The following is a 21,367-nucleotide window of genomic DNA, read 5'->3' on the forward strand; positions in this document are numbered from 1 at the left end:
ACTCACCCGTCCGCCGCTCGTCAGCAAAGTAGCAAGCTACTCTCTGTTACCGCTCGACTTGCATGTGTTAGGCCTGCCGCCAGCGTTCAATCTGAGCCATGATCAAACTCTTCAATTAAAAGTTTTTATGTTCCGAAGAACAGCTCAATGAATTCTGAATTTATTTAATATCTTTCGATATTGAATTGACTGTGCTGAATAATTACTAAAAGTAACTATTCTGTTGGTCACTCAGTTTCAATTGAGACTCTAAATTTTTCTGCCTCGTTACTTGCTCAATAAAGAACGAAGTAGCTTGGCTGTTAGAACTCAATCTGTACGAGTGCCCACACAGATGATTGCTTTATATTGTTAAAGAACGTTGCGACGTTGTCGCTAGGGATGCGTATAATACATCCTTAATTTTTCGAGTCAATACTTAATTTTAAATTTCTTTCGATAGTTTAAAACTGAAGTTTTATTTAACTCTCTGAGTAGCTGATACCTCGCTATGCGTTGCCCGCTGCGCGTTGCGTCTGCCGTCTCAGTGGGGTCGCATTATAGGGAGATCCGAAAACAGATCAACCCTTTTTTTCGATCTTTTTGAAAAAAAGAGCTGTTTGGACACTTTTACAACAAAGTGCTGCGTTTTAACACAAAAAAAGGCTCAAATGAGCCTTTTTTACTTAACTATAAATTTCCAACCAGCTTTAGCTTGCTGTTTAGACTCTAGTTGAAGCTCACTGGCCATTAAAGGGTGTGCATTTAACCAATCACTTTCAAATGATAGTGTTAACGCCTCATTATTAGCAGTTAAGTTCAATTTAGGTAACACATCATCTTGGCGACGCATAGATAAGATCACTGCGATCCTAATTAGCCTTGTTAAATATTGTGTTAGTTGTTGATGGCAGCCTAAGTGTTTAAATCCATCTTTTTGCAGATCAGCGCGGTGGGCATTGGCAATGGCCACAATTATTTTATGTTCTGATTGCGAGAAGCCTGGCATATCTGTGTTTTCTAAAATATACGCAGTGTGATTCTGATACTGCTTATACTCTATTAGTAAACCTATCTCATGCAATTGTGCACTTGCATTTAATAATGCAAAGCCATTTTGCTCTATAACAGACCATTGTTGACTTACTTGCTGTGCTAAATAGTGACTTAGCTCAGCAACACGATTCGCTTGTTTTTTGTCAACATGATAACGACTCATAAATGCATCTATTGTGCGCTTACGAATATCGTGGTTATGAAACTCTGGGATCATACTATATAAAACACCTTCGCGAAGTGCTCCACCAGCTAAACCCATTTTTTCAATTTCAAGTGATTCAAATAACGCAATTAAGATTGCAAGTCCTGAAACAAACACTAAGCGCCTTTCTTCACTCAAGCCTGGTAAATCAAGCTCAGCAATTGAATTAAATGCTGTCGACTGCTTTTGAATTTCAAGCAACTTGTTAAGGCTTAGTGAATCATCTAACGATTGTGCGACCATTATTTCTTGAATAGCTTGCACAGTACCGGACGCCCCAGAGGCAATTTCCCAACCCGCAGTTTTATAGCTTGGTGCTATTTCATCAATAACAGTTCTTGCAGCCTTGATTGCAGCACTAAAGTTAGCGTCGCTTAGCTTACCATCTTTAAAGTAACGCTCAAGATAAGTCACGCAGCCCATATTAAGGCTTTTGTAATGAAGGGCATCAAAGCCTTTACCTATTACGACTTCTGTACTTGCACCACCAATATCTATAACGAGTTGACGCCCACTGCAAGAAGATGTGTGCGCCACACCTTTATAAATAGTCCGTGCTTCTAATTCACCACTAATTACATTAATCTTGTGAGCGAGGATTTGTTCTGCTTTTTGTTTAAATACATCAGCATTCGTAGCCAATCTTAATGTAGCAGTTGCCACTATAGTTATATTAGCTTTTGGAATATCCTGTAAGCGTTCAGCAAAAAGTGCTAAGCACTCCCAACCTCGTTGCATAGCTTCAGAACTTAATACGTTATTCTCGTCAAGCCCTGCTGCTAATCTTACTTTGCGTTTAACGCGGCCTATAGTTTGTAAGCCGCCAGCAATTGATTTGGCTATTAGCATATGAAAGCTATTTGAGCCTAAATCAATTACTGCATAAACATTTTTTTGCGGTTTAAGTTGCCCCACCGTTCAAAAACCTCTAGTTACTACTACGACTATACAGGGATCGCAAATTACGACCGTCCTTTTTGGTAACTATTGTTTGGTCTACGTCCGTTGTTATTACTACGATTACGAGGGCCTGTCGAATAGTTGCGCTTTCTATGAATAGTAGGCTTTGTTACATCATCAAGCAATGCACTTTTATCATAATGCGACAAAGGAATGCTATGTTCGATGTATTCTTCTATTTCATGGAGATTATAAGCGTATTGCTCACATGCAAAACTAATTGCATGACCAGAAGCACCTGCACGGCCAGTACGACCTATACGGTGAACGTAATCTTCGCAGTCATCTGGTAAATCAAAGTTAAACACATGGCTTACTTCTGGAATATGTAAACCTCGAGCAGCTACATCAGTTGCAACTAAGAAGTCTAAATCACCCTTTGTAAATTGCGCTAAGATAGATTGTCGCTTTTTCTGGTTTACATCACCGGTTAGCATACCTACACGATGACCATCTGCTTTTAACCATGCATAAACGGTTTCACAACTGTGTTTTGTATTAGCAAAAACAATCGCTTTATCTGGCCATTCTTCTTCGATCAAGGTAAGTAATAGCTTTATTTTATCGTCTTGTGATGGATGAAATAATTCTTCCTTAATACGTTTACCTGTTTTTACATCAGGCTCTATCTGAACGTGTTCAGGATTTGTCATATGCTCAAATGCTAATTCTTGAACGCGGTATGATAGCGTTGCAGAGAAAAGTAAATTGAGTCGCTCAGAAGTATCTGGCATACGACGGAACATATATCGAATGTCTTTTATGAAACCTAAATCAAACATGCGATCAGCTTCATCAAGCACTACAACTTCAATTTCATTAAGGGTATAACAGCCTTGTTTATACAAATCTATCAAGCGGCCTGTAGTACCAATTAAAATATCTACGCCTTTTTCTAACTGCGCACGTTGTTTTTCGTAATCTTCGCCACCATATACTAAACCTAAGTTAAGATTACAGTGTGGCGCTAAAATTTTTGCATCTTTGTGTATCTGAATCGCAAGCTCCCGTGTAGGGGCCATGATCAGGGCTCTTGGATGTTTACTAGGTGCTTTGCTAGATTGTAATAACCGATGGCATGTGGCGGTTAAAAACGCCAACGTTTTGCCCGTACCTGTTTGTGCTTGACCCGCAATGTCGCGGCCATCACAAATAAAAGGTAGGCATTTAGCTTGAATGGGAGTGCAATATTCAAACCCATTTTCGGTTAAACCGGTAACCACTTCCGGTGCGATAGCAAAGTCTGAAAACTTTTTATCGGTCAAATGTGTCTTAGTCATAGCGTTTAAGCATAACGTTTAAACTTGCAATAAGAAACAAGAGTGTTTAAATACGCATTAAATAATTCGCCTAACTTATCGGAGAGCGCAATGAGCGAGAAAATTATTCAATTAACTGACGATGGCTTTGAAGCTGACGTATTACAATCAGACAAACCTGTATTAGTTGATTTTTGGGCAGAATGGTGCGGACCTTGTAAAATGATCGCCCCTATTTTGAATGAAGTAGCTGACGAGTTTGATGGCCGTGTTGTTATCGGTAAATTAAACATCGACCAAAATGCAGGAACACCTCCTAAGTTTGGTATTCGTGGCATTCCAACACTACTTCTGTTTAAAGATGGCCAAGTAGCAGCAACTAAAGTTGGTGCTCTTTCTAAAACTCAATTAGTTGAATTTTTAGAAAACAATATCTAATACATATAAAAAAAGGGCAATTTGCCCTTTTTTTGCGTTTATTTTGTATAAAGACTGGACGCTGGGCCGGTGACCTGCTAGTTTATAAAGCCAACTAATCCTTAGTTTACCAACAAACCTCTCTCACTAATCAATTTCGATTATATGAGTATGATAACTGTAATAAAGAACCCACCAATATGCATTTACGCGAATTAAAAGACAAGTCTATTAAAGAACTTGTAGCCTTAGCTGAGTCCATGGGGCTCGAAAACGTAGCCCGCTTAAGAAAGCAAGATATCATTTTTGCTATCCTTAAGGCCCACGCCAAAAGTGGTGAGAATATTTTTGGCGGTGGTGTATTAGAAATCTTACAGGATGGTTTTGGTTTCTTAAGATCGTCAGAAGCCTCTTACTTAGCCGGTCCTGATGACATTTATGTATCACCTAGTCAAATTCGTCGTTTTAGCATGCGTACTGGTGACTCAATTATGGGTCTTATTCGTCCGCCGAAAGACGGTGAACGTTACTTCGCGCTACTTAAAGTAAACGAAGTAAACTTTGATAGACCTGAAAACTCTCGCACCAAAATTCTTTTTGAAAACCTTACTCCATTACATGCTAATGAACGCTTACGTATGGAACGTGGTAACGGCAGTACCGAAGACATTACTGCGCGAGTTCTTGATTTAGCATCACCTATTGGCCGTGGCCAACGTGGTTTATTAGTAGCACCGCCAAAAGCGGGTAAAACCATGCTACTGCAAAACATTGCACAATCAATCACTCATAACCATCCAGATGCAACATTAATGGTATTACTTATTGATGAGCGCCCGGAAGAAGTAACTGAGATGCAACGCCTAGTTAAAGGTGAAGTTATTGCGTCAACATTTGATGAACCAGCTAGCCGTCACGTTCAAGTAGCTGAAATGGTCATTGAAAAAGCAAAACGCTTAGTTGAGCACAAGAAAGATGTCATCATCTTACTTGATTCAATCACTCGTTTAGCACGTGCTTATAACACCGTAATCCCTTCATCAGGTAAAGTGCTAACTGGTGGTGTTGATGCTAACGCATTGCACAAGCCAAAGCGTTTTTTCGGTGCTGCACGTAATGTTGAAGAAGGTGGCAGTTTAACGATTATCGCAACGGCACTTATCGATACTGGCTCTAAGATGGATGAAGTTATCTACGAAGAGTTTAAAGGTACAGGTAATATGGAATTACACCTAAACCGTAAGATTGCTGAAAAACGTGTATTCCCTGCCATTGACTTTAACCGCTCAGGTACTCGTCGCGAAGAATTACTTACAAAACCTGTTGAATTACAGAAAATGTGGATTTTACGTAAGATAGTTCATGAAATGTCTGAAATCGATGCAATGGAATTCTTAATTGATAAGCTATCAATGAGTAAAACCAACGATGAATTTTTTGACTCAATGAAACGTCAATAAATTAAAAGTTCGTTTAAAAGCCCGTTTTTACGGGCTTTTTTATTTCATAATTTCGTAATACAGCTATCAGCTCGATGACTAATTTTTCTATCTCTGCAAAAGTAACTTCACTGCTTTTTTGTAGCAACGCTTTATCCAATACTAAAGCCTGTTGCGCGACTTTTTCCACAGCAAACACTTTCGCTGCCCCTAAAATTCGATGACTATCTTGTTGCAACTCTTTAAGGTTTTGCTGTTCTAGATGTGCTGACAACGTTTTCGCCTCTTGCTCAAAGCTGGCAATAAAGCTATTTCGTAAATCAGCCATATCAATATTCTCAGTAGTATCTGTTGAGCTGTTCACTGTGTCTAAGTGCGTAGCAATAGTTTGATAAAAAACTGACTTATCAACCGGTTTAGCGAGGTAACCGGTAAAACCAAGTGCAATATAATTATCAATCTCATGGCTCATAGCATTAGCTGTCAACGCATAGATAGGATTATTAAAACCACATTGCTGTAATAAAGCTAAAGCGCTTAGGCCATCCATAATCGGCATTTGGATGTCCAATAACACAATATCAGGAAATTCGCTCAAACACTTCTCTACGGCTTCTTCACCATTAGGAACGGCAATTACATCCAAACCAAGAGATGTTAAATAGCGTGTGATTAAACGGCGGTTATCAGGATGATCTTCTGCCAGTAGAACTTTCCCTTTAAGCCTTGTAAATTCACTTTTATGTTGTTTATTTAGTTCTATTTCTTCAATTGCGTATTGCTTACAGGGTAAGTTAAAAGTGAACTCACTGCCCTTACCTTGTTCACTTAAAACACTAATATAACCGCCCATCATCATTGCTAGTTGTTGAGAAAGCGAAAGGCCGAGACCTGAGCCACCAAAGCGTCGGCTGATCGTGTTATCACCTTGTTGAAAGCACTCAAAGACCATTTTTAACTGCTCTGCAGTCATGCCAATGCCCGTATCAGTAATAGTAAATTGCACACCCGTATCAGTGTTGATAACGCTAAGTGTCACCCTACCTTGTTGAGTAAACTTTATTGCATTGGTAAGCAGGTTAATCAGTATTTGCTTTACGCGCATTAAGTCTAGTTTTACCCAATAACTATCTTCTAGTTGATTATCAAATACTAAAAATAAACCTTTGTGTGATGCTTGGGCATGGCTCATTGTGTATACATCATTAAGCAGTTGAATCAAATCAAATTTTGTTAAATTTAACTCAAGTCGATTAGCTTCAATTTTACTCAGATCAAGTACATCGTTAATTAAATCTTTTAAATGATCACTGTGCTTTTTGATGACAAATAGTTCGTCTTGTAATTGCTGCGGTTCGTACAAACCGTTAATGAGATCATCAGTTTGCCCCAGAATTGCAGTCAATGGGGTACGTATTTCATGGCTTATATTAGCAAGAAACTGGCTTTTAACTTCGTTAGCAGCTCGTAACTCTTGAGCGACGAGCTGTAGCTCTTGAGTACGTTGTTCAACTTGCTCTGCTAATTGTACTTTTGCTTTTTTTTCTACTGCACGACGATAAATCGCAATACCACAAATTAATATCAGCACAACAACTATTGCGAGCAAAATAGTCAATTGAGAGCGCTTAGCAATTTGTAGTGTTTGCAAATTACGTTCTTGTTTGAGCTTTTGAATCTCTTGATTCAATCTATTTGCTTCGAACTGTGATTGAAATACATTTAATGCTTTTACAACTTCTTCGCTGGTCATGCTACGTTGATGTTCTAGAAACTGCTGATGAAGCGCAACGGCTTTATCATACTCACCAATACTTGCTTGTAAGAGAGCTGCAATACCTAAACCGTCTTTAGTTAATATGCCATTATTATATTTTTTAGCTAACTCAACTGATTCTCCTAAACTTTTACTCGCTTCGTCAATATCACCTTTGACTAACTGTATTTTAGCCAGGACATGTAACGCCGTATTTAAAAGTGATTTATTGTCTGCTTTTATTGCAAACTCCTTGGCAGAGATTGCATGTGTATAAGCGACATCTAGCTTATTTAGTTTTAAATTTAAATTGGCCAGATTTTTATGTCGTGTAGATAATTGGAAGGCGTCATTTATACTTTGATAATAACGTAATGCGAGCTGGTAATAATGAAGCGCTAGTTGGTCACGATCTGATTCAACATAAGCGACGCCCATATTGCCATAAGCTTGCGCAATACCATCTTTGTCATCGAGCTGTTGAAAAACATCCAATACTTGGCGGTAAATCTCAAGGGCAGAATCATAGCGCGACAATTTAATATACACACCCGCTATATTATGCAATATATCGGCTTTGTCTTGTGCGCTACCATCAGTTTCATAAATCGACTTTGCTTTTTGATAATGCTCTAACGCAAGTTCCATATTGTACATATCAAAATAAGCAAGCCCTATATTACTCAATAAGTTGGCCTGCTTTAGGCGGTTTTTAAGTTGGGTTGCTACGTTTAATGCTCGGCTATATTCAACTACAGCTTGCTGTAATAAACCTTGGTAGTAATATACCACCCCCTGCATTTTTATTGCTCTAAAATATTGCTCAGGCTGGCTGGCTAAACTGCAGCTTTGTTCTAAGAGTTTATAAAATGAAATCGCTTCTGAGTAATCATTTTCAGCAAAAGCACGCTCAGCCATCGCGGCATAAATTGAAACTTTCTGCTTTGCTGTTAGGTTTTTTGCATTAAGAAGCTCGGTAGCGAGTGATTGTTTTTTCGACCAATTATCTGCTTGCTCAAATTGCTCTAATAAAGATGTTTGAGATTGCGCAACATTAACCTTAGGAAACATGCTAAGTACAACAATAAAAGCAATAAAAAATAGGCGCTTAAACTGACCTAACATAGCTGTGTCCTTGGTGTTTATTTAACCGTTAAAACAATGAGAGCAGCGCTAGAAAGTCGTAAAACATTCCATTGCTCACCTAAATATAATAATGTATTCAAGATACACTATTAACTGGAGTGCAAACAATGCTAAACCCACTGATAGACGTGATTTTTGAGCTAATTTTAACGAAACGGGTTTGGAAGGTTCATACTTTAGCACTGGAATTGACCAATCGAGGAATAATAACGACCTTAGACGATGATCCTCATCGCGATTTATTTAAACGTAATTTTTTAATTATGAATGCACTTTACCAGTTACAACAACAACTAGCAGCTGATCAACATTTACAAATAGCGAGTTTACATATAGAACTATGTAATGCATCAACGACCAAACAGTTAATTCAGCCAGATCCATTAAGGGATTATTATTTAGCATGGCAAAATTACGATACGTCAAAAGAACAAATTACCGCATTATTAAATGATTTTTGGCACGCTTTCGCGACATCAAAAAACAGCACTATAGTGCTTAATCAACAAGCCCGTAGCAAACTATTAAAACAGTGGCAGTTAACAGAGAATGCAACATTAAAAGCGATACAGAAACGCTGGAGACAATTTGCATTGCAGTATCACCCAGATAAATCAGCTGAGGATGGTGAAGTATTTAACCGTATTCGCCAAGAATATGAGCAGCTTAAAAACAGCTGCTCAGCTATGGAATAAAGACGCCTAATTTAGCGAGTTAATCGGCGCGCGCGGATCTTACGCCCTTTTATATTACCTTCGGTTAATTTTCGTAGGGCTGGTTTTGACGAGTTACGCTCAACCGCAACAAAAGCCACATTATCCAGTACATTGATTTTACCAACCTGACGACCAGCAACCCCTTCTTTACCCGTTAGTGCCCCCAAAATATCACCCGCACGTACCTTTTGTTTTTTACCTGCATCGATCATTAAGGTAACCATTGCGGGCTTATAAGGTGGTTTCTCTAACAAACTAAACGGTGGCAGCGTCTCAGGTAAGAAATCACACTCATAATGATCACCTATTTGCGCCACTTTAAACTGCTCAGCATCGCCATAAATTGAACACGCAATCCCCTTTTTACCAGCACGCCCCGTTCGACCGATACGATGTACATGGGTTTGTGGGTCATGGGCCAGATGATAATTAATTACCATATCCATATCATCAATATCTAGACCACGTGCAGCCACGTCGGTTGCCACTAAAATAGATGCGCTTTTATTAGCAAAATGTATAAGTGTGCGTTCACGTTCACGCTGTTCTAAATCACCATGTAATGCGACGGCACTAAAGCCTTCAGAAGCTAAATCATCACATACTTGCTGGGTTTCTACTTTTGTATTACAAAAAACCACACAACTTTGCGGTTGGAACTTCAATAACAACAGCTTGAGTGTATTAAAGCGCTGCTTGTTGTTTTCCATTTTATAAAAATATTGCTTAATAGTGCTTTTTTCTTGCTCTTCTTCAACTTTGACCATTACTGGGTTGGTTAAAACACGCTTAGCTATCGCTTCAATTGCGCGCGGAAACGTTGCACTAAACAGCAACGTTTGGCGCTGTTGAGGAATACATTCAATAATGGCATCTAGAGTATCTTGAAAACCCATATCAAGCATCTGATCTGCTTCATCGAGCACTAAAGTTTCAACATCATCTAAACGTAAAGTCCCCTTACGGATATGATCATCAACACGACCAGGGGTACCAACAATAATATGTGCGCCATGCTCAAGTGAACCAATTTGTGGGCCAATTGACACGCCCCCACACAAGGTAAGAATTTTAATATTGTGAATACCACGAGCAAGCTTACGCATTTCAACAGCAACTTGCTCTGCAAGCTCTCTGGTTGGGCAAAGCACTAAAGACTGTATACGAAAGCGCTTAACATTAAGCTTCGCAAGTACACCTAAACTAAACGCCGCAGTTTTACCTGAGCCTGTTTTAGCTTGCGCGATAATGTCTTTCCCTTCGAGAACTGGTGGCAGACTTTGTGCTTGAACAGCTGTCATTTGGCTATAGCCTAAAGTAGATAAATTATCGACCAGACCAGAAGGTAAAGCGAGTGAAGAAAATGCAGTTGCAGTCACAATTATTTCCAAACAAAAAAGTTAATGAACAAGGCTAAGACGTTACCTCGTGATTATTGCGATAATAATAGCAGAAATAGCTATTAGCGACCATTAACTACCTTTGTTATAAATTATTCAATAAAGGTATTGTAAATAAAATGTATTTTCATTAAGATCCGTGCCGTTCTTTATTTACTCAGCTGGAAGCACATTTAATGAAATTAAGTCCACTTTATCTTGCCCTAATTACAACTGCAGGCATTGCAAACGCCGCAGAAAATAACGAAAACATAGAAAAAATTGAAGTTAAAGGTACTTACTTTAATGATTACAAAGTAGATAATGCATCAGGTGCAATGCGCACATCGGCATCATTGCTTGAAACTGCACAATCAGTCACAGTTATTACAGATACAATTGTAAACGAACAACTTGCAACCACACTGGGTGAAGTATTAACAAACGACGCCAGTTTAACCGCAGGCTCACAACAACGTAACCGCGAAGTATTTAACCTTCGTGGCTTTGAATTAAGCTCTGGTACGGGCTATTTACGTGACGGTCATCAACACTGGTCGCACTACCAGCAACCAATAGAAATATTACAACAGGTTGAAGTAATTAAAGGCCCTTCAAGCATTCTGTATGGTCAATCAGGCCCAGGTGGCTTGGTGAATATGGTTACTAAAAAACCAACGGCACAAACATTATTTAATGCTAGCGCCGATGTTGACCAACATGGTTCAACACGTTTCATGGTTGATGCTGGCGGCGCCCTCACTGAAGCTGAAGATTTACGTGCTCGCGGTATTTTAGTGAAGCAAGACGTTGAATATTGGCGCGAATACCAAAATGGTGAAAACCGTGAACGCGACCGCTTCTTAGGCGCATTAGTCGTTGATTATGATCTGAGCGACAACGCATTGGTTCGCGTACATTATGACCGTACCGATGACAAAGCGGGCTTAGATACAGGTGCTTGGATTGATGATAACGCCAATGTAATAGGTGATGATAAAACGATTCGCGATATGTCTTGGGCATTTACTGATATCACAGTTGAGAATCTAGGTATCGACTTTAAAGTTTTCCTATCAGATAACTGGCAAGTAAACCTTGGCTACAACGAGCAAACTTTTGAACGTCAACGTTTTGAATCAGCACCACGCATGCCAAGCAACTTTGTAGAAGGTGATAGTTACGAATCACGCCCTTACGATCGTTTTGATGATTGGCAGTTCACCACGGCATTTATTGACTTCATCGGTGAGTTCGAAACAGCGGGTGTACAGCATCAGTTTCTAATTGGTGCAAACTCACTTGATTATTACTATGGTCAGTTGCGCACAGCAAGTGATTACATTTACTACTCTGCTGGCGAGAGTGAACCGGCAAGACCTGATATTAGCTACCATAGTGATACTACAAAAAGCGAAACCGAGTATGATTATTACGGCATTTATGCGCAAGATTTAATAACTTTCTCTCCACAGTGGCAAGTATCTGTTGGTGGACGTTTTGATAAACAAACACGTGAAGGGCAAAATAACGAATCATTTTTACCTAAATTCGGCGTGCTTTATCACCCAAATGTATCGGCTACTATTTATGCCAGTTACACAGAAGGTTTTGAGCCTCAAAATGAAACTATCACTAACGAAGAAGATATCAACTTCGGTATGGAAATTGATGCCGTTACTTCTGAACAAAAAGAAATCGGCATAAAATGGCAACTATTTGATGACCGCCTAATGCTCAGTGGCGCCGTTTTTGATATCAGTAAAAATGGTACGCTTGTTACAGAACAACTTGATACACCTGTTGGTTCATTCACAACTGAAACTAATCAAGTTGGTGAGCAGCGCCACAAAGGCTTTGAAGTAGCAGCACAAGGGGCAGCAACGGACCGCTTATTTGTCATGGCCTCAACCATGTACTTAGATGCAAACTATGAACGTGATACAAACTTAGAAGGTAAACGTCCTACAGACGCACCTAAATGGTCAGCCTCGCTTTGGACTCGTTATGAATTAAACGATGCATTTGCATTTAATGCTGGCGCATTCTATGAAGGTGAGCGTTTTGCTGATAGTGATAACACCATCACTAAAGATGCTTATACTCGTGTTGATGTAGGTGCAACTTATAAGTTTGTTATGAGTAATACAGATATCAACTTACGCCTTAATGTTGAAAACTTGTTTGATACCAACTACCTTGGCGGTGGTGGCACAAACAATGTTACTGTTGGCGAAGGTACTAACTTACGTTTAGCTGCGCAATTTAACTTCTAAGTTTAATATGCGTTAAAAAAGCCCGCACTTTGCATAAAAGTGCGGGCTTTTTACTATTTATCTCATTGTATTTTTGAAACTAGCTATTTAATGATTAAATACCGCTAACGTTTCTAACAAGCCAAGGTCAGCCATGAAAAAAATCATCACCGGGATACTACTTGCCAGTAGCTTTTTAGCTTCTGCCGCAGCACCTGAATTTACCAATAAGCAGTTGCAGCAAGTTACAGAGTTAAGAGAAAAAGCTAGCAACAGCGATTTAAGTTATCAATTATTAGAATCACTTACTACAGAAGTGGGCCCACGTTTACCGGGTACTGAAAACGATAAAAAAGCCGTCGCCTGGGCACAAGCTAAATTTAAGTCTTTAGGCTTTGATAAAGTATGGCTTGAAGAAGCCACATTTCCTGAATGGCGTCGTTTTAGCGAAAGCGGAAAAATTTTAACACCCAGTGAGCAGCCTCTGCACTTAACTGCATTGGGTCACAGTGTTAGCACACCTAAAGAAGGTATTACAGGCGAAGTGGTTTTATTTGAAACCCTTGATGAACTCATTGCAGCACCTAAAAATAGCCTAAAAGGTAAGATTGCCTACATTAACTATCGTATGAATCGCCATATTGATGGTAACGGCTATGGTCCAGCTGTTCGCGCACGCTCTACAGGCTCTGTAGAAGCAGCTAAAAAAGGCGCGATTGGTTATATGATGCGCTCGGTAAGTACGGCTCACCATCGCTTTGCACACACTGGTGGCAGTCATTACAAAGATGGCGTAACTAAAATTCCAAATGTAACAATTGCCAACCCAGATGCAGATCAAATTGCTCGTCTTATTGCACTTGATAAACAGGTTACTGTTAATATTAAGGTACAAACAGAAGATCGCGGTCAAGGCACTGGCTACAATGTAATTGGCCAATTCAATGGCACGCAAAACCCAGAACAATATGTGCTAATTGGTGGCCATTTAGATTCTTGGGATCTAGGTACCGGCGCACTCGATGATGGCGCTGGTGTTGCATTAACGATGGCAGCAGCAAAACACATTAGCGAAATTAAACGCCCGAAACGCAGTATTCGGGTGGTGTTATTTGCCGCCGAAGAGCTTGGCTTATGGGGTGCTAAAGCCTACTTTAAGCAACATGCTAAAGAACTTGATAATATTGTCGCGGCTGCTGAGTCAGACTTTGGTGCAGATGTAGTATACGGGTTTGAGTCAAATGTATCTGCAGAATCACTGCCTGTAGTACGCGCTATTGCAAAAGAACTTTCAGCACTGAATGTTGAATATATTGGTAAAAATGGTGCTCGTGGCGGTCCTGATCTTATTCCGCTTAGAAATACCAAAAGCGCGGCTATTTTTGACCTTCACCAAGATGGCACTGACTACTTTGATTACCATCACACCGCTGATGACACATTAGATAAAGTAGACCCAGAAAAACTCAAGCAAAATACTGCTGCTTATGCTGTATTTGCATTTATGGCCGCCGATGCCAAAACCACAATCAAACCAAAGCCTGCAACAAAGTAATAAACATACTTTCTTACAGTTTTGTACTTTGCATACGCCCTTGTTTGTTTTAATTTAATAAAAAAGCTATGAGGGCGTTTATGCTACTTTTTAATACCTGTGACTCATTATCGTCATTTAGCCAAACTACAACCTGCCCTAACTGTAAAAGCAAAAACTACCAATTAAAAAATCACAGTCGTTTCTTGCGGTTCACAATTATTCCTATCATGCCATTAGCGTGGCAATACCAGTATCAATGCGATAACTGTCAACATACTGAGGCTGTCGCTTTACATAAACTGCCTCTTCTTGAACTACTATCATTGCTAAAATATTTCATTGGATCATTACTTTTTATTTGCATGCTGCTTTATTTTTATCAGCAATATCAAGCAAAAATTCAGTTGCAGCAAAGCATAGTTAGCAACCCTCAAGCCTATGATACCTACTTAGTCAAAGCGGATAAATTTGCCCAAGAACCTTTACGACCAGAAAACCTTAAAGTGGCGCAAGTTTTAGAGTTTGATGATAAGTTTATCACTTTTCAAATTAGTAATTACCGCTACAAACGTGATCGCGCTATCACTATGGCTATGCGAACCAGTTTGTTAGTACAAAGAGATTTCTTTTCAGCTAACACGCTGACGTTACCACGCACTGAAGTACAGCGCATGTATGACGTGGGCACAATTTATGATGTGCTGCGCCCCCATGCTTACAGCTTATACGGTGGCTTCGTCATGTTTCCACCTAGACCTAAACCGCTATATGAAGGTGTTAAACTAAATAAAAATAATCAACAAGGCATCATTTATTACAAAGACAAACTCTACAAAGATGCCTTTGACAGTTTTTTACTTGCCGCAGAAGAAGGTTCGCAATGGGGACAGTTAAACTTAGCGCAGATGTATCAAGATGGGCAAGGAAGCAACAAAGATATGCAGCAAGCGATTTATTGGTACCAAAAAGCAGCAGCTCAGGGCAACCGAAAAGCAAAGGTCGAACTAAAAGATTTATGCAGTAGTTTTGAGTGTGAGTAAAGCTCGCCTCATAAGATAGTTATGCCAGTGACATTATGGCACTGGCTTTTTTGCCATAATAGCTACAACTGCATGATGAATTAATACAACAAGCGCACCAGCTAACACACCGAACACCCCATCAAAGACAAGTGGAGCAATACCCTCCCCAATAGAACCTAGGTTTACCAAGGCAAATTCAGTTACTGCTACTTGCCAATGGTGGAACAAGCTTACACCATGGACAAGAATCCCCCCACCCACTAAAAACATAGCCACAGTGCCTGCGAATGCTAAAAAGGCCATCAACCTTGGAGCTGCAGCCAGTAATCCTCGGCCAATTATCTGTTTAAATTTACTTCCAGAGACTTTTGACTGATTCAATAAATATAAACCCGCATCATCAAGTTTCACTATACCGGCAACCAAACCATAAAACGCCGACAGTCATAATAATCGCTATAACACTTAAAACTAATGCTTGATTAAGTAAAGTAGCACCAGCAACTGTACCTAGAGTAATCACGATGATCTCTGCCGATAAAATAAAATCAGTGCGAATAGCCCCCTTCACTTTTTGCTTTTCATACTCGGCTAAATCAACTGTATTTGCATTTTGCTGCGCGACAGAGTGAGCATTAGGTAGAAATTTCTCCACCAGTTTTTCAGCCCCTTCAAAACATAGAAATAGCCCACCCAGCATCAGTAAAGGGGATATTAACCATGGCAACCAAACACTAATCAATAAAGCCGCGGGCACTAATATCGCTTTATTAACAAAAGAACCTTTAGCAACAGCCCAAACAACTGGTAGCTCACGATCAGCGCTAACACCCGTCACTTGTTGCGCGTTGAGAGCTAAATCATCGCCTAATACACCTGCGGTCTTTTTAGTCGCGACTTTGCTCATGGTCGCAATATCATCCAGCAGTGTCGTTATGTCATCTAATAAAGTGAGGAGATTTGTTCCTGCCATGCTAAACCCAAATGCCAAAAAATAATTAACTTCAACATAGCTTAAATAATTACTTTCACCAACGGTTAATTTTCATTTGCTATGCTGGCATAAAATGAATCCAACCAAGGACTTTTTTATGTATAAAGCAACTTTCTTAGCAATGAGCTTACTAACACTAGCAGCCTGCTCTGAACAAGCGAAAAGTGATGTTTACTCATGTGATAATCAACAAGCAGCCACAATAACCAGTACAACCGATGAAAACGCGGTACTCGATTATAATCAGCAACAATACCAGTTAGTGAAACAACAAAGTGCCTCTGGTGTTAAATACACAAACGATGATGTATTATTTTGGACCAAAGGTAATGAAGCAATGTTGATTGTTGATGGTAACAAGCATCACTGCGAGATACAGTAAGTAGACAAAGCAGAAACTTATATTTTATAGAAACACTGCTACACTGATTACTAAGTCTGTATTAATGAGTTAGTTATGCGAGCTGTGGCAATAAAATATAAAGTAGTTTTTGCATTCTCTGCAATTGGGTTACTGATGTTACTCAGTAGTGGTTTTTTTTATTGGTCATTAGGCAAAATAAGTACCGCTAACTCAGATATAGAAACCCTCGCAGTGCCTGTACAGCAACAAAGTAATGCCCTGCAGTTATCATTATTATCTATCACTAAATTTAACGCAGTGGCATTTAGCCAAAACACACTCGCTAAATTGCAACAAGAGCAACACAAAACGCATGATGAGCAGCAACTATTTGATGCCAAACTCACAACCCTAAACCAAAAATTACATGATCAACCAACAATGCAAGCATTGCTTGCTAACATTGAGAAAAACTTTAATCAGCTATTAGCAACCAGTGACACTATGTTCAGCGCTAAACAAAACGGTTTAGTAGCGACAGCTGCGGTAGCCAAGCTCAGCCAAACTTATACGCAAGATGTAACAACTCTAAGTAATAACTTGCTTGATTTAGAATTACTTGAAGTTTCAAATGAACAGCAACGGCTACTGGAAGCAATCGTAGGCACTGCAACACGAATCGATGACTTACTATTCACCTTGAGTAATAACGTAAATAGTATAAAACATATAACGGCCTTACAAACTCTAGAAGAGCACCAACAAGATACTCGCTTTTTACTTGATAACGCAGATTCCAATTTTACTTATCTAAAACAACAAGCCAGTGAACTTGAAGATGCAGCCAACTTCACTTCCTTAACATCGCAAATGAATGCACTACAGCAAAATTTAGCCGATATTTATCAGCAGCAAATAACCATTTTAACCAGCCGTGACGATACTGAACGCACATTCAATAACTTTCAGCAGCAATTCCAAAACACCGAAGAACTACTTATTGAGCTGAATCAGCTGGCAGACAAACGGTTTGCATCTTTGCAACAGGATGCCCAATCAACGATTACCACTGGGTCGACACTGGCTGTTATCATCAGCGTCGTATTATTGTCTTTCGCTGCACTTATTTCTGTATTAACCACACGTGCCATGCTTAAACCTTTAAACGCAGTGAATAAAGCGCTTTCTCGCATTGCTTCGGGTGATTTATCCAAGCGTACACAGCCACGAAGTGATGATGAGTTTGGCGTATTATTAACAAATATAAATCACTTGATTGATGATTTAAGTAAATTACTAGTCGATATAAGTGATAACGCCCACACCTTAGATCAATCCGCGATTCAAACATCCGCACAAGGGCAACATATGACCGTAGCTGCTGCGCAGCAACTTGAGCGTATTGCTGAGGCGACTTCACTAGCGCAAAATATGCTAAACAATTCGCAAACGGTTTATCAACAAGCAGATAGTACATCAAATGAAATAGCGAATGCCTCGCAGTTTGCCAACGATGTAAATCAAATTGCAGATAGAAACAGCCAACGTATTAAAGCTCTACTAACACGCTTAGAACAAGCTGTACAAAGTACTGAAGAACTAGCGCAACACACTCAGCTCATTGGTGCCATTGTTGATACTATTAGCAGTATTGCAGAGCAAACTAATTTACTGGCACTCAATGCCGCTATTGAAGCTGCAAGAGCGGGTGAAAATGGCAGAGGTTTCGCCGTAGTTGCCGATGAAGTACGCTCGCTGGCGGCACGAACGCAAAGCTCCACCAACGAGATCCATACAATGATCCAAACTCTGCAGCAACAAGCTCAAGCTGCGCAGCAAGAAATTAACGACGGCCAACAACAAGCCGCTGATTGCGTGGCAAATAGCAGTGAGCTAAACCAAGCAGTCGATAAAATAAAAAGCACTTTAGTCACCATAAACCAAATGAGTCAACAAATTGCCGATTCATCACATCATCAGCTTGATAACAGTAATGAAATTAAACAAATAATGGCGACTGTTACCGAACAAGCACACAGTAATGCTGAGCATGCAGGCATGCTTGCTACGCAAAGTGAAGATGTAAATCAACTTGCACACTCACTAACCAGTGCCGTTGAACGCTTTAAATTCTAACTATGTACTTTAGGTGACTTGCTCACTCTGAACTGGGTATAATGAGCTAAATTTAAGCTTTAAAGCGGCCCACTATGAAATACAAAGATCTTCGCGATTTTATTGAATTATTAGAGAAGCAAGGCGAGTTAAAACGCATTCATCAAGAAATTGATCCCTATTTAGAAATGACCGAAATTGCTGATCGCACATTGCGTGCTAAAGGTCCTGCTTTATTGTTTGAAAATCCCAAAGGTTATGATATCCCAGTTTTAGCTAATTTGTTTGGTACGCCTAAACGTGTAGCGATGGGCATGGGGCAAGATGATGTCAGTGAGCTTCGAGAAGTAGGTAAGTTATTAGCCTTTTTAAAAGAGCCTGAGCCACCAAAAGGCATTAAAGAAGCCCTTGGCCAAATTCCAGTATTCAAGCAAGTTCTAAACATGCCTGCTAAAGAAGTAAAAAAAGCGGTTTGCCAGCAAGTAATCATCGAAGGGGATGACGTTGATTTAACTAAATTACCCATTCAACATTGTTGGCCTGGTGATGCTGCTCCGCTTATCACTTGGGGCTTAACCGTCACCAAAGGACCTTATAAAAAACGACAAAATTTAGGTATTTATCGCCAACAATTACTGGGTAAAAACAAGATCATTATGCGTTGGTTATCACACCGCGGTGGCGCACTAGATTTTCAAGAATGGTGTAAAGAAAATCCTGGGCAACCTTACCCTGTGTCAGTGGCATTAGGCGCTGATCCCGCCACGATTTTAGGTGCGGTAACACCGGTACCTGATACCCTAAGCGAGTACGCTTTCGCAGGCTTATTACGGGGTAGTAAAACCGAAGTTGTAAAATCAATTTCTAATGATTTACAAGTACCTGCAAGTGCAGAAATCGTGCTTGAAGGCTATATCATGCCAGACGAAACAGCCCCAGAAGGCCCATACGGAGACCACACGGGTTATTACAACGAAGTAGATGACTTTCCTGTGATGACAGTCACCCATATGACCCACCGCAAAGATCCTATTTATCATAGTACCTTCACAGGTCGCCCACCGGATGAACCGGCGATTTTAGGTGTTGCATTAAACGAAGTATTTGTGCCAATTTTACAAAAGCAATTCCCTGAAATTGTTGACTTTTACTTACCGCCAGAAGGGTGTTCTTATCGTATGGCAGTGGTCACCATGAAAAAGCAATATCCTGGGCATGCTAAACGCGTCATGATGGGAGTTTGGTCATTTTTACGTCAGTTCATGTACACCAAGTTTGTCATTGTTTGTGATGATGATGTCAACGCCCGTGATTGGAATGATGTTATCTGGGCTATCACCACGCGAATGGATCCCGCTCGCGATACTACTTTGATTGAAAACACGCCAATTGACTATCTCGACTTTGCCTCACCTGTCTCTGGTTTAGGCTCAAAAATGGGTATGGATGCGACAAATAAGTGGCCAGGTGAAACCGATCGAGAATGGGGTGAACCAATTGTAATGAATCAAGAAACCAAAGATCGTGTCGATGAACTTTGGGATAGCCTAGATATTCTCTAACTCTGTAAACTCACAGTGCGGATATGCTACTATTGCTCAAATAAACTGCATCTCCGCTAATTTAAGGTAAAACATGCAAACATTACATGCTGAAGTTGTTGCTATCAGCCCATTAACTGAATTTGTTCATAAAGTCGTTTTAAAACCAGTAGAAAGCGTGACCTTTGAAGCAGGTCAGTACCTGCAAGTTGTATTAGGTGAAAAAGATAAACGCGCATTTTCAATTGCTAGCCGCCCATCTCAACGTGATGAACTAGAGCTACACATTGGTGCCTCTGCTGCTGATTCATATGCAATGCAAACATTAGAGCACTTGCGTGCTGCACACCAAGATAATAGCAAAGTAACGATTGAAACAGGCCTAGGTATTTCTCAACTTCGTTTACAGTGTGAGCGACCAATTATTTTGCTAGCCGGTGGTACTGGTTTTTCTTATGTAAAATCAATGGCCGATCATTTAAGTGAAATTGGCTGTGATCGTCCAGTATTATTTTATTGGGGTGTCCGTGACGAATCGGCTTTATATGCCCACCAGGAAATGCAAGCTTGGGCCGACAGCCGTGAAAACTTTAAGTTTATTCCCGTGGTTGAAAACCCAACGGATGGCTGGAGTGGCCACACAGGTTACGTGCACAAAGCGGTAATGAAAGATATTGCCTCGCTTGCGCCATACGATATATATATGGCAGGTCGCTTTGACATGATAGGTATTGTTCGGGATGACTTCCTAGCACAGGGTGCGATCCGCGAAAATATGTATGCCGACGCATTCGCATTTATTAAGTAAGTGACACTCACTGACCAGCTTAATTGTATAATTAAGCTGGTTACTGACACTCCCTGACAATCCAACATGATTTACTAGACTCTCTTAAACAAGGAGAATAGTAATGACCACTAATGTAACCGAAGTTGTAACATTTAAACTTAGCCATAAAGCAGATTTAATGCAATTTCATATTGCTAATAACGCATTTCAAAACTTTATCGATCAACAACCGGGCGTGCTTTATCGCTCACTAGCCAAGCAAGCAGATACTCAGCAATATGTCGATCTAATCTACTTTGCCACGCCAGCGGATGCAAAAAGAGTCAGTGATGTATTTACAGAAAACCTGATATGTCAGCAATTTACTGCACTAATAGAAAAGCAAAGTGTACAGTTAGCTCAATACGAAGTGCTTAGCCAAACGGCATGCCAACAAAGCTAAGAAGCAATCTTAAGGA

The 21,367-nt window shown here is 40.0% G+C and carries 15 protein-coding genes, 1 rRNA gene and 1 pseudogene; 11 read left to right on the forward strand and 6 right to left on the reverse strand.

Features of this window, described 5'->3' with window-relative positions; translation table 11 throughout:
- From NQT69_RS16420 to rhlB, 3 genes are all read right to left on the reverse strand, one after another.
- A 16S ribosomal RNA gene (locus tag NQT69_RS16420) occupies window positions 1-118 on the reverse strand; the annotation flags it as partial.
- Between the two features lie 543 nt (window positions 119-661).
- Complete coding sequence (gene gppA, locus NQT69_RS16425) at window positions 662-2,155, reverse strand: guanosine-5'-triphosphate,3'-diphosphate diphosphatase (RefSeq protein ID WP_256828762.1); 1,494 nt, start codon at window positions 2,153-2,155, stop codon at window positions 662-664.
- Window positions 2,156-2,202: 47 nt separating this feature from the next.
- Window positions 2,203-3,480, reverse strand: a complete 1,278-nt coding sequence (rhlB, locus tag NQT69_RS16430) for an ATP-dependent RNA helicase RhlB (RefSeq protein WP_256828763.1) — start codon at window positions 3,478-3,480, stop codon at window positions 2,203-2,205.
- 90 nt (window positions 3,481-3,570) lie between these two features.
- On the opposite strand from rhlB, the gene trxA reads away from it, so the two are divergent.
- Together trxA and rho are read left to right on the forward strand one after the other, a co-directional pair.
- The gene (gene trxA / locus NQT69_RS16435) at window positions 3,571-3,897 is read left to right on the forward strand and encodes a thioredoxin TrxA (RefSeq protein WP_058561197.1); all 327 of its coding nucleotides are present in this window, start codon (window positions 3,571-3,573) and stop codon (window positions 3,895-3,897) included.
- 179 nt (window positions 3,898-4,076) lie between these two features.
- Window positions 4,077-5,336 (forward strand): transcription termination factor Rho, encoded by a 1,260-nt coding sequence (gene rho, locus NQT69_RS16440; protein ID WP_256828764.1) that lies wholly within the window; start codon window positions 4,077-4,079, stop codon window positions 5,334-5,336.
- 13 nt (window positions 5,337-5,349) lie between these two features.
- Here rho and NQT69_RS16445 read toward each other — a convergent pair whose 3' ends face one another.
- Complete coding sequence (locus NQT69_RS16445) at window positions 5,350-8,196, reverse strand: tetratricopeptide repeat-containing hybrid sensor histidine kinase/response regulator (protein ID WP_256828765.1); 2,847 nt, start codon at window positions 8,194-8,196, stop codon at window positions 5,350-5,352.
- A gap of 128 nt (window positions 8,197-8,324) precedes the next feature.
- Here NQT69_RS16445 and NQT69_RS16450 point away from each other — a divergent pair, with 128 nt between their 5' ends.
- Window positions 8,325-8,912, forward strand: coding sequence for a DNA-J related domain-containing protein (locus NQT69_RS16450; RefSeq protein WP_256828766.1), 588 nt, complete (start codon window positions 8,325-8,327; stop codon window positions 8,910-8,912).
- 11 nt (window positions 8,913-8,923) lie between these two features.
- On the opposite strand, the gene dbpA is transcribed toward NQT69_RS16450, so the two are convergent.
- Window positions 8,924-10,312, reverse strand: a complete 1,389-nt coding sequence (dbpA, locus tag NQT69_RS16455; protein WP_256828767.1) for an ATP-dependent RNA helicase DbpA — start codon at window positions 10,310-10,312, stop codon at window positions 8,924-8,926.
- 197 nt (window positions 10,313-10,509) lie between these two features.
- Between dbpA and NQT69_RS16460 the strand changes: the two genes are divergently transcribed.
- The 3 genes from NQT69_RS16460 (at window position 10,510) to NQT69_RS16470 (ending at window position 15,144) form a co-directional block, all read left to right on the forward strand.
- Window positions 10,510-12,588 (forward strand): TonB-dependent siderophore receptor, encoded by a 2,079-nt coding sequence (locus NQT69_RS16460; RefSeq protein WP_256828768.1) that lies wholly within the window; start codon window positions 10,510-10,512, stop codon window positions 12,586-12,588.
- 133 nt (window positions 12,589-12,721) lie between these two features.
- Window positions 12,722-14,122, forward strand: coding sequence for a M20/M25/M40 family metallo-hydrolase (locus NQT69_RS16465; protein WP_256828769.1), 1,401 nt, complete (start codon window positions 12,722-12,724; stop codon window positions 14,120-14,122).
- 80 nt (window positions 14,123-14,202) lie between these two features.
- Window positions 14,203-15,144, forward strand: coding sequence for a tetratricopeptide repeat protein (locus tag NQT69_RS16470; protein ID WP_256828770.1), 942 nt, complete (start codon window positions 14,203-14,205; stop codon window positions 15,142-15,144).
- A 33-nt stretch (window positions 15,145-15,177) separates the two neighbouring features.
- Here the strand turns inward: NQT69_RS16470 and NQT69_RS16475 are convergent.
- Window positions 15,178-16,099: pseudogene (locus tag NQT69_RS16475) on the reverse strand (DUF808 domain-containing protein).
- A 118-nt stretch (window positions 16,100-16,217) separates the two neighbouring features.
- On the opposite strand from NQT69_RS16475, the gene NQT69_RS16480 reads away from it, so the two are divergent.
- The 5 genes from NQT69_RS16480 (at window position 16,218) to NQT69_RS16500 (ending at window position 21,351) form a co-directional block, all read left to right on the forward strand.
- Window positions 16,218-16,502, forward strand: coding sequence for an MliC family protein (locus NQT69_RS16480; protein ID WP_256828771.1), 285 nt, complete (start codon window positions 16,218-16,220; stop codon window positions 16,500-16,502).
- A 75-nt stretch (window positions 16,503-16,577) separates the two neighbouring features.
- Window positions 16,578-18,599, forward strand: coding sequence for a methyl-accepting chemotaxis protein (locus tag NQT69_RS16485; RefSeq protein WP_256828772.1), 2,022 nt, complete (start codon window positions 16,578-16,580; stop codon window positions 18,597-18,599).
- 74 nt (window positions 18,600-18,673) lie between these two features.
- Window positions 18,674-20,140: a 4-hydroxy-3-polyprenylbenzoate decarboxylase gene (gene ubiD, locus NQT69_RS16490; protein WP_256828773.1), complete on the forward strand. Its 1,467-nt coding sequence runs from the start codon at window positions 18,674-18,676 to the stop codon at window positions 20,138-20,140.
- Between the two features lie 73 nt (window positions 20,141-20,213).
- Complete coding sequence (fre, locus tag NQT69_RS16495) at window positions 20,214-20,927, forward strand: NAD(P)H-flavin reductase (protein ID WP_256828774.1); 714 nt, start codon at window positions 20,214-20,216, stop codon at window positions 20,925-20,927.
- Window positions 20,928-21,030: 103 nt separating this feature from the next.
- The gene (locus tag NQT69_RS16500) at window positions 21,031-21,351 is read left to right on the forward strand and encodes a hypothetical protein (protein ID WP_256828775.1); all 321 of its coding nucleotides are present in this window, start codon (window positions 21,031-21,033) and stop codon (window positions 21,349-21,351) included.
- Window positions 21,352-21,367: the final 16 nt, after the last annotated feature.

The sequence above is a fragment of the Pseudoalteromonas shioyasakiensis genome, from assembly GCF_024518675.1.
GTDB classification, from domain to species: domain Bacteria; phylum Pseudomonadota; class Gammaproteobacteria; order Enterobacterales; family Alteromonadaceae; genus Pseudoalteromonas; species Pseudoalteromonas shioyasakiensis_B.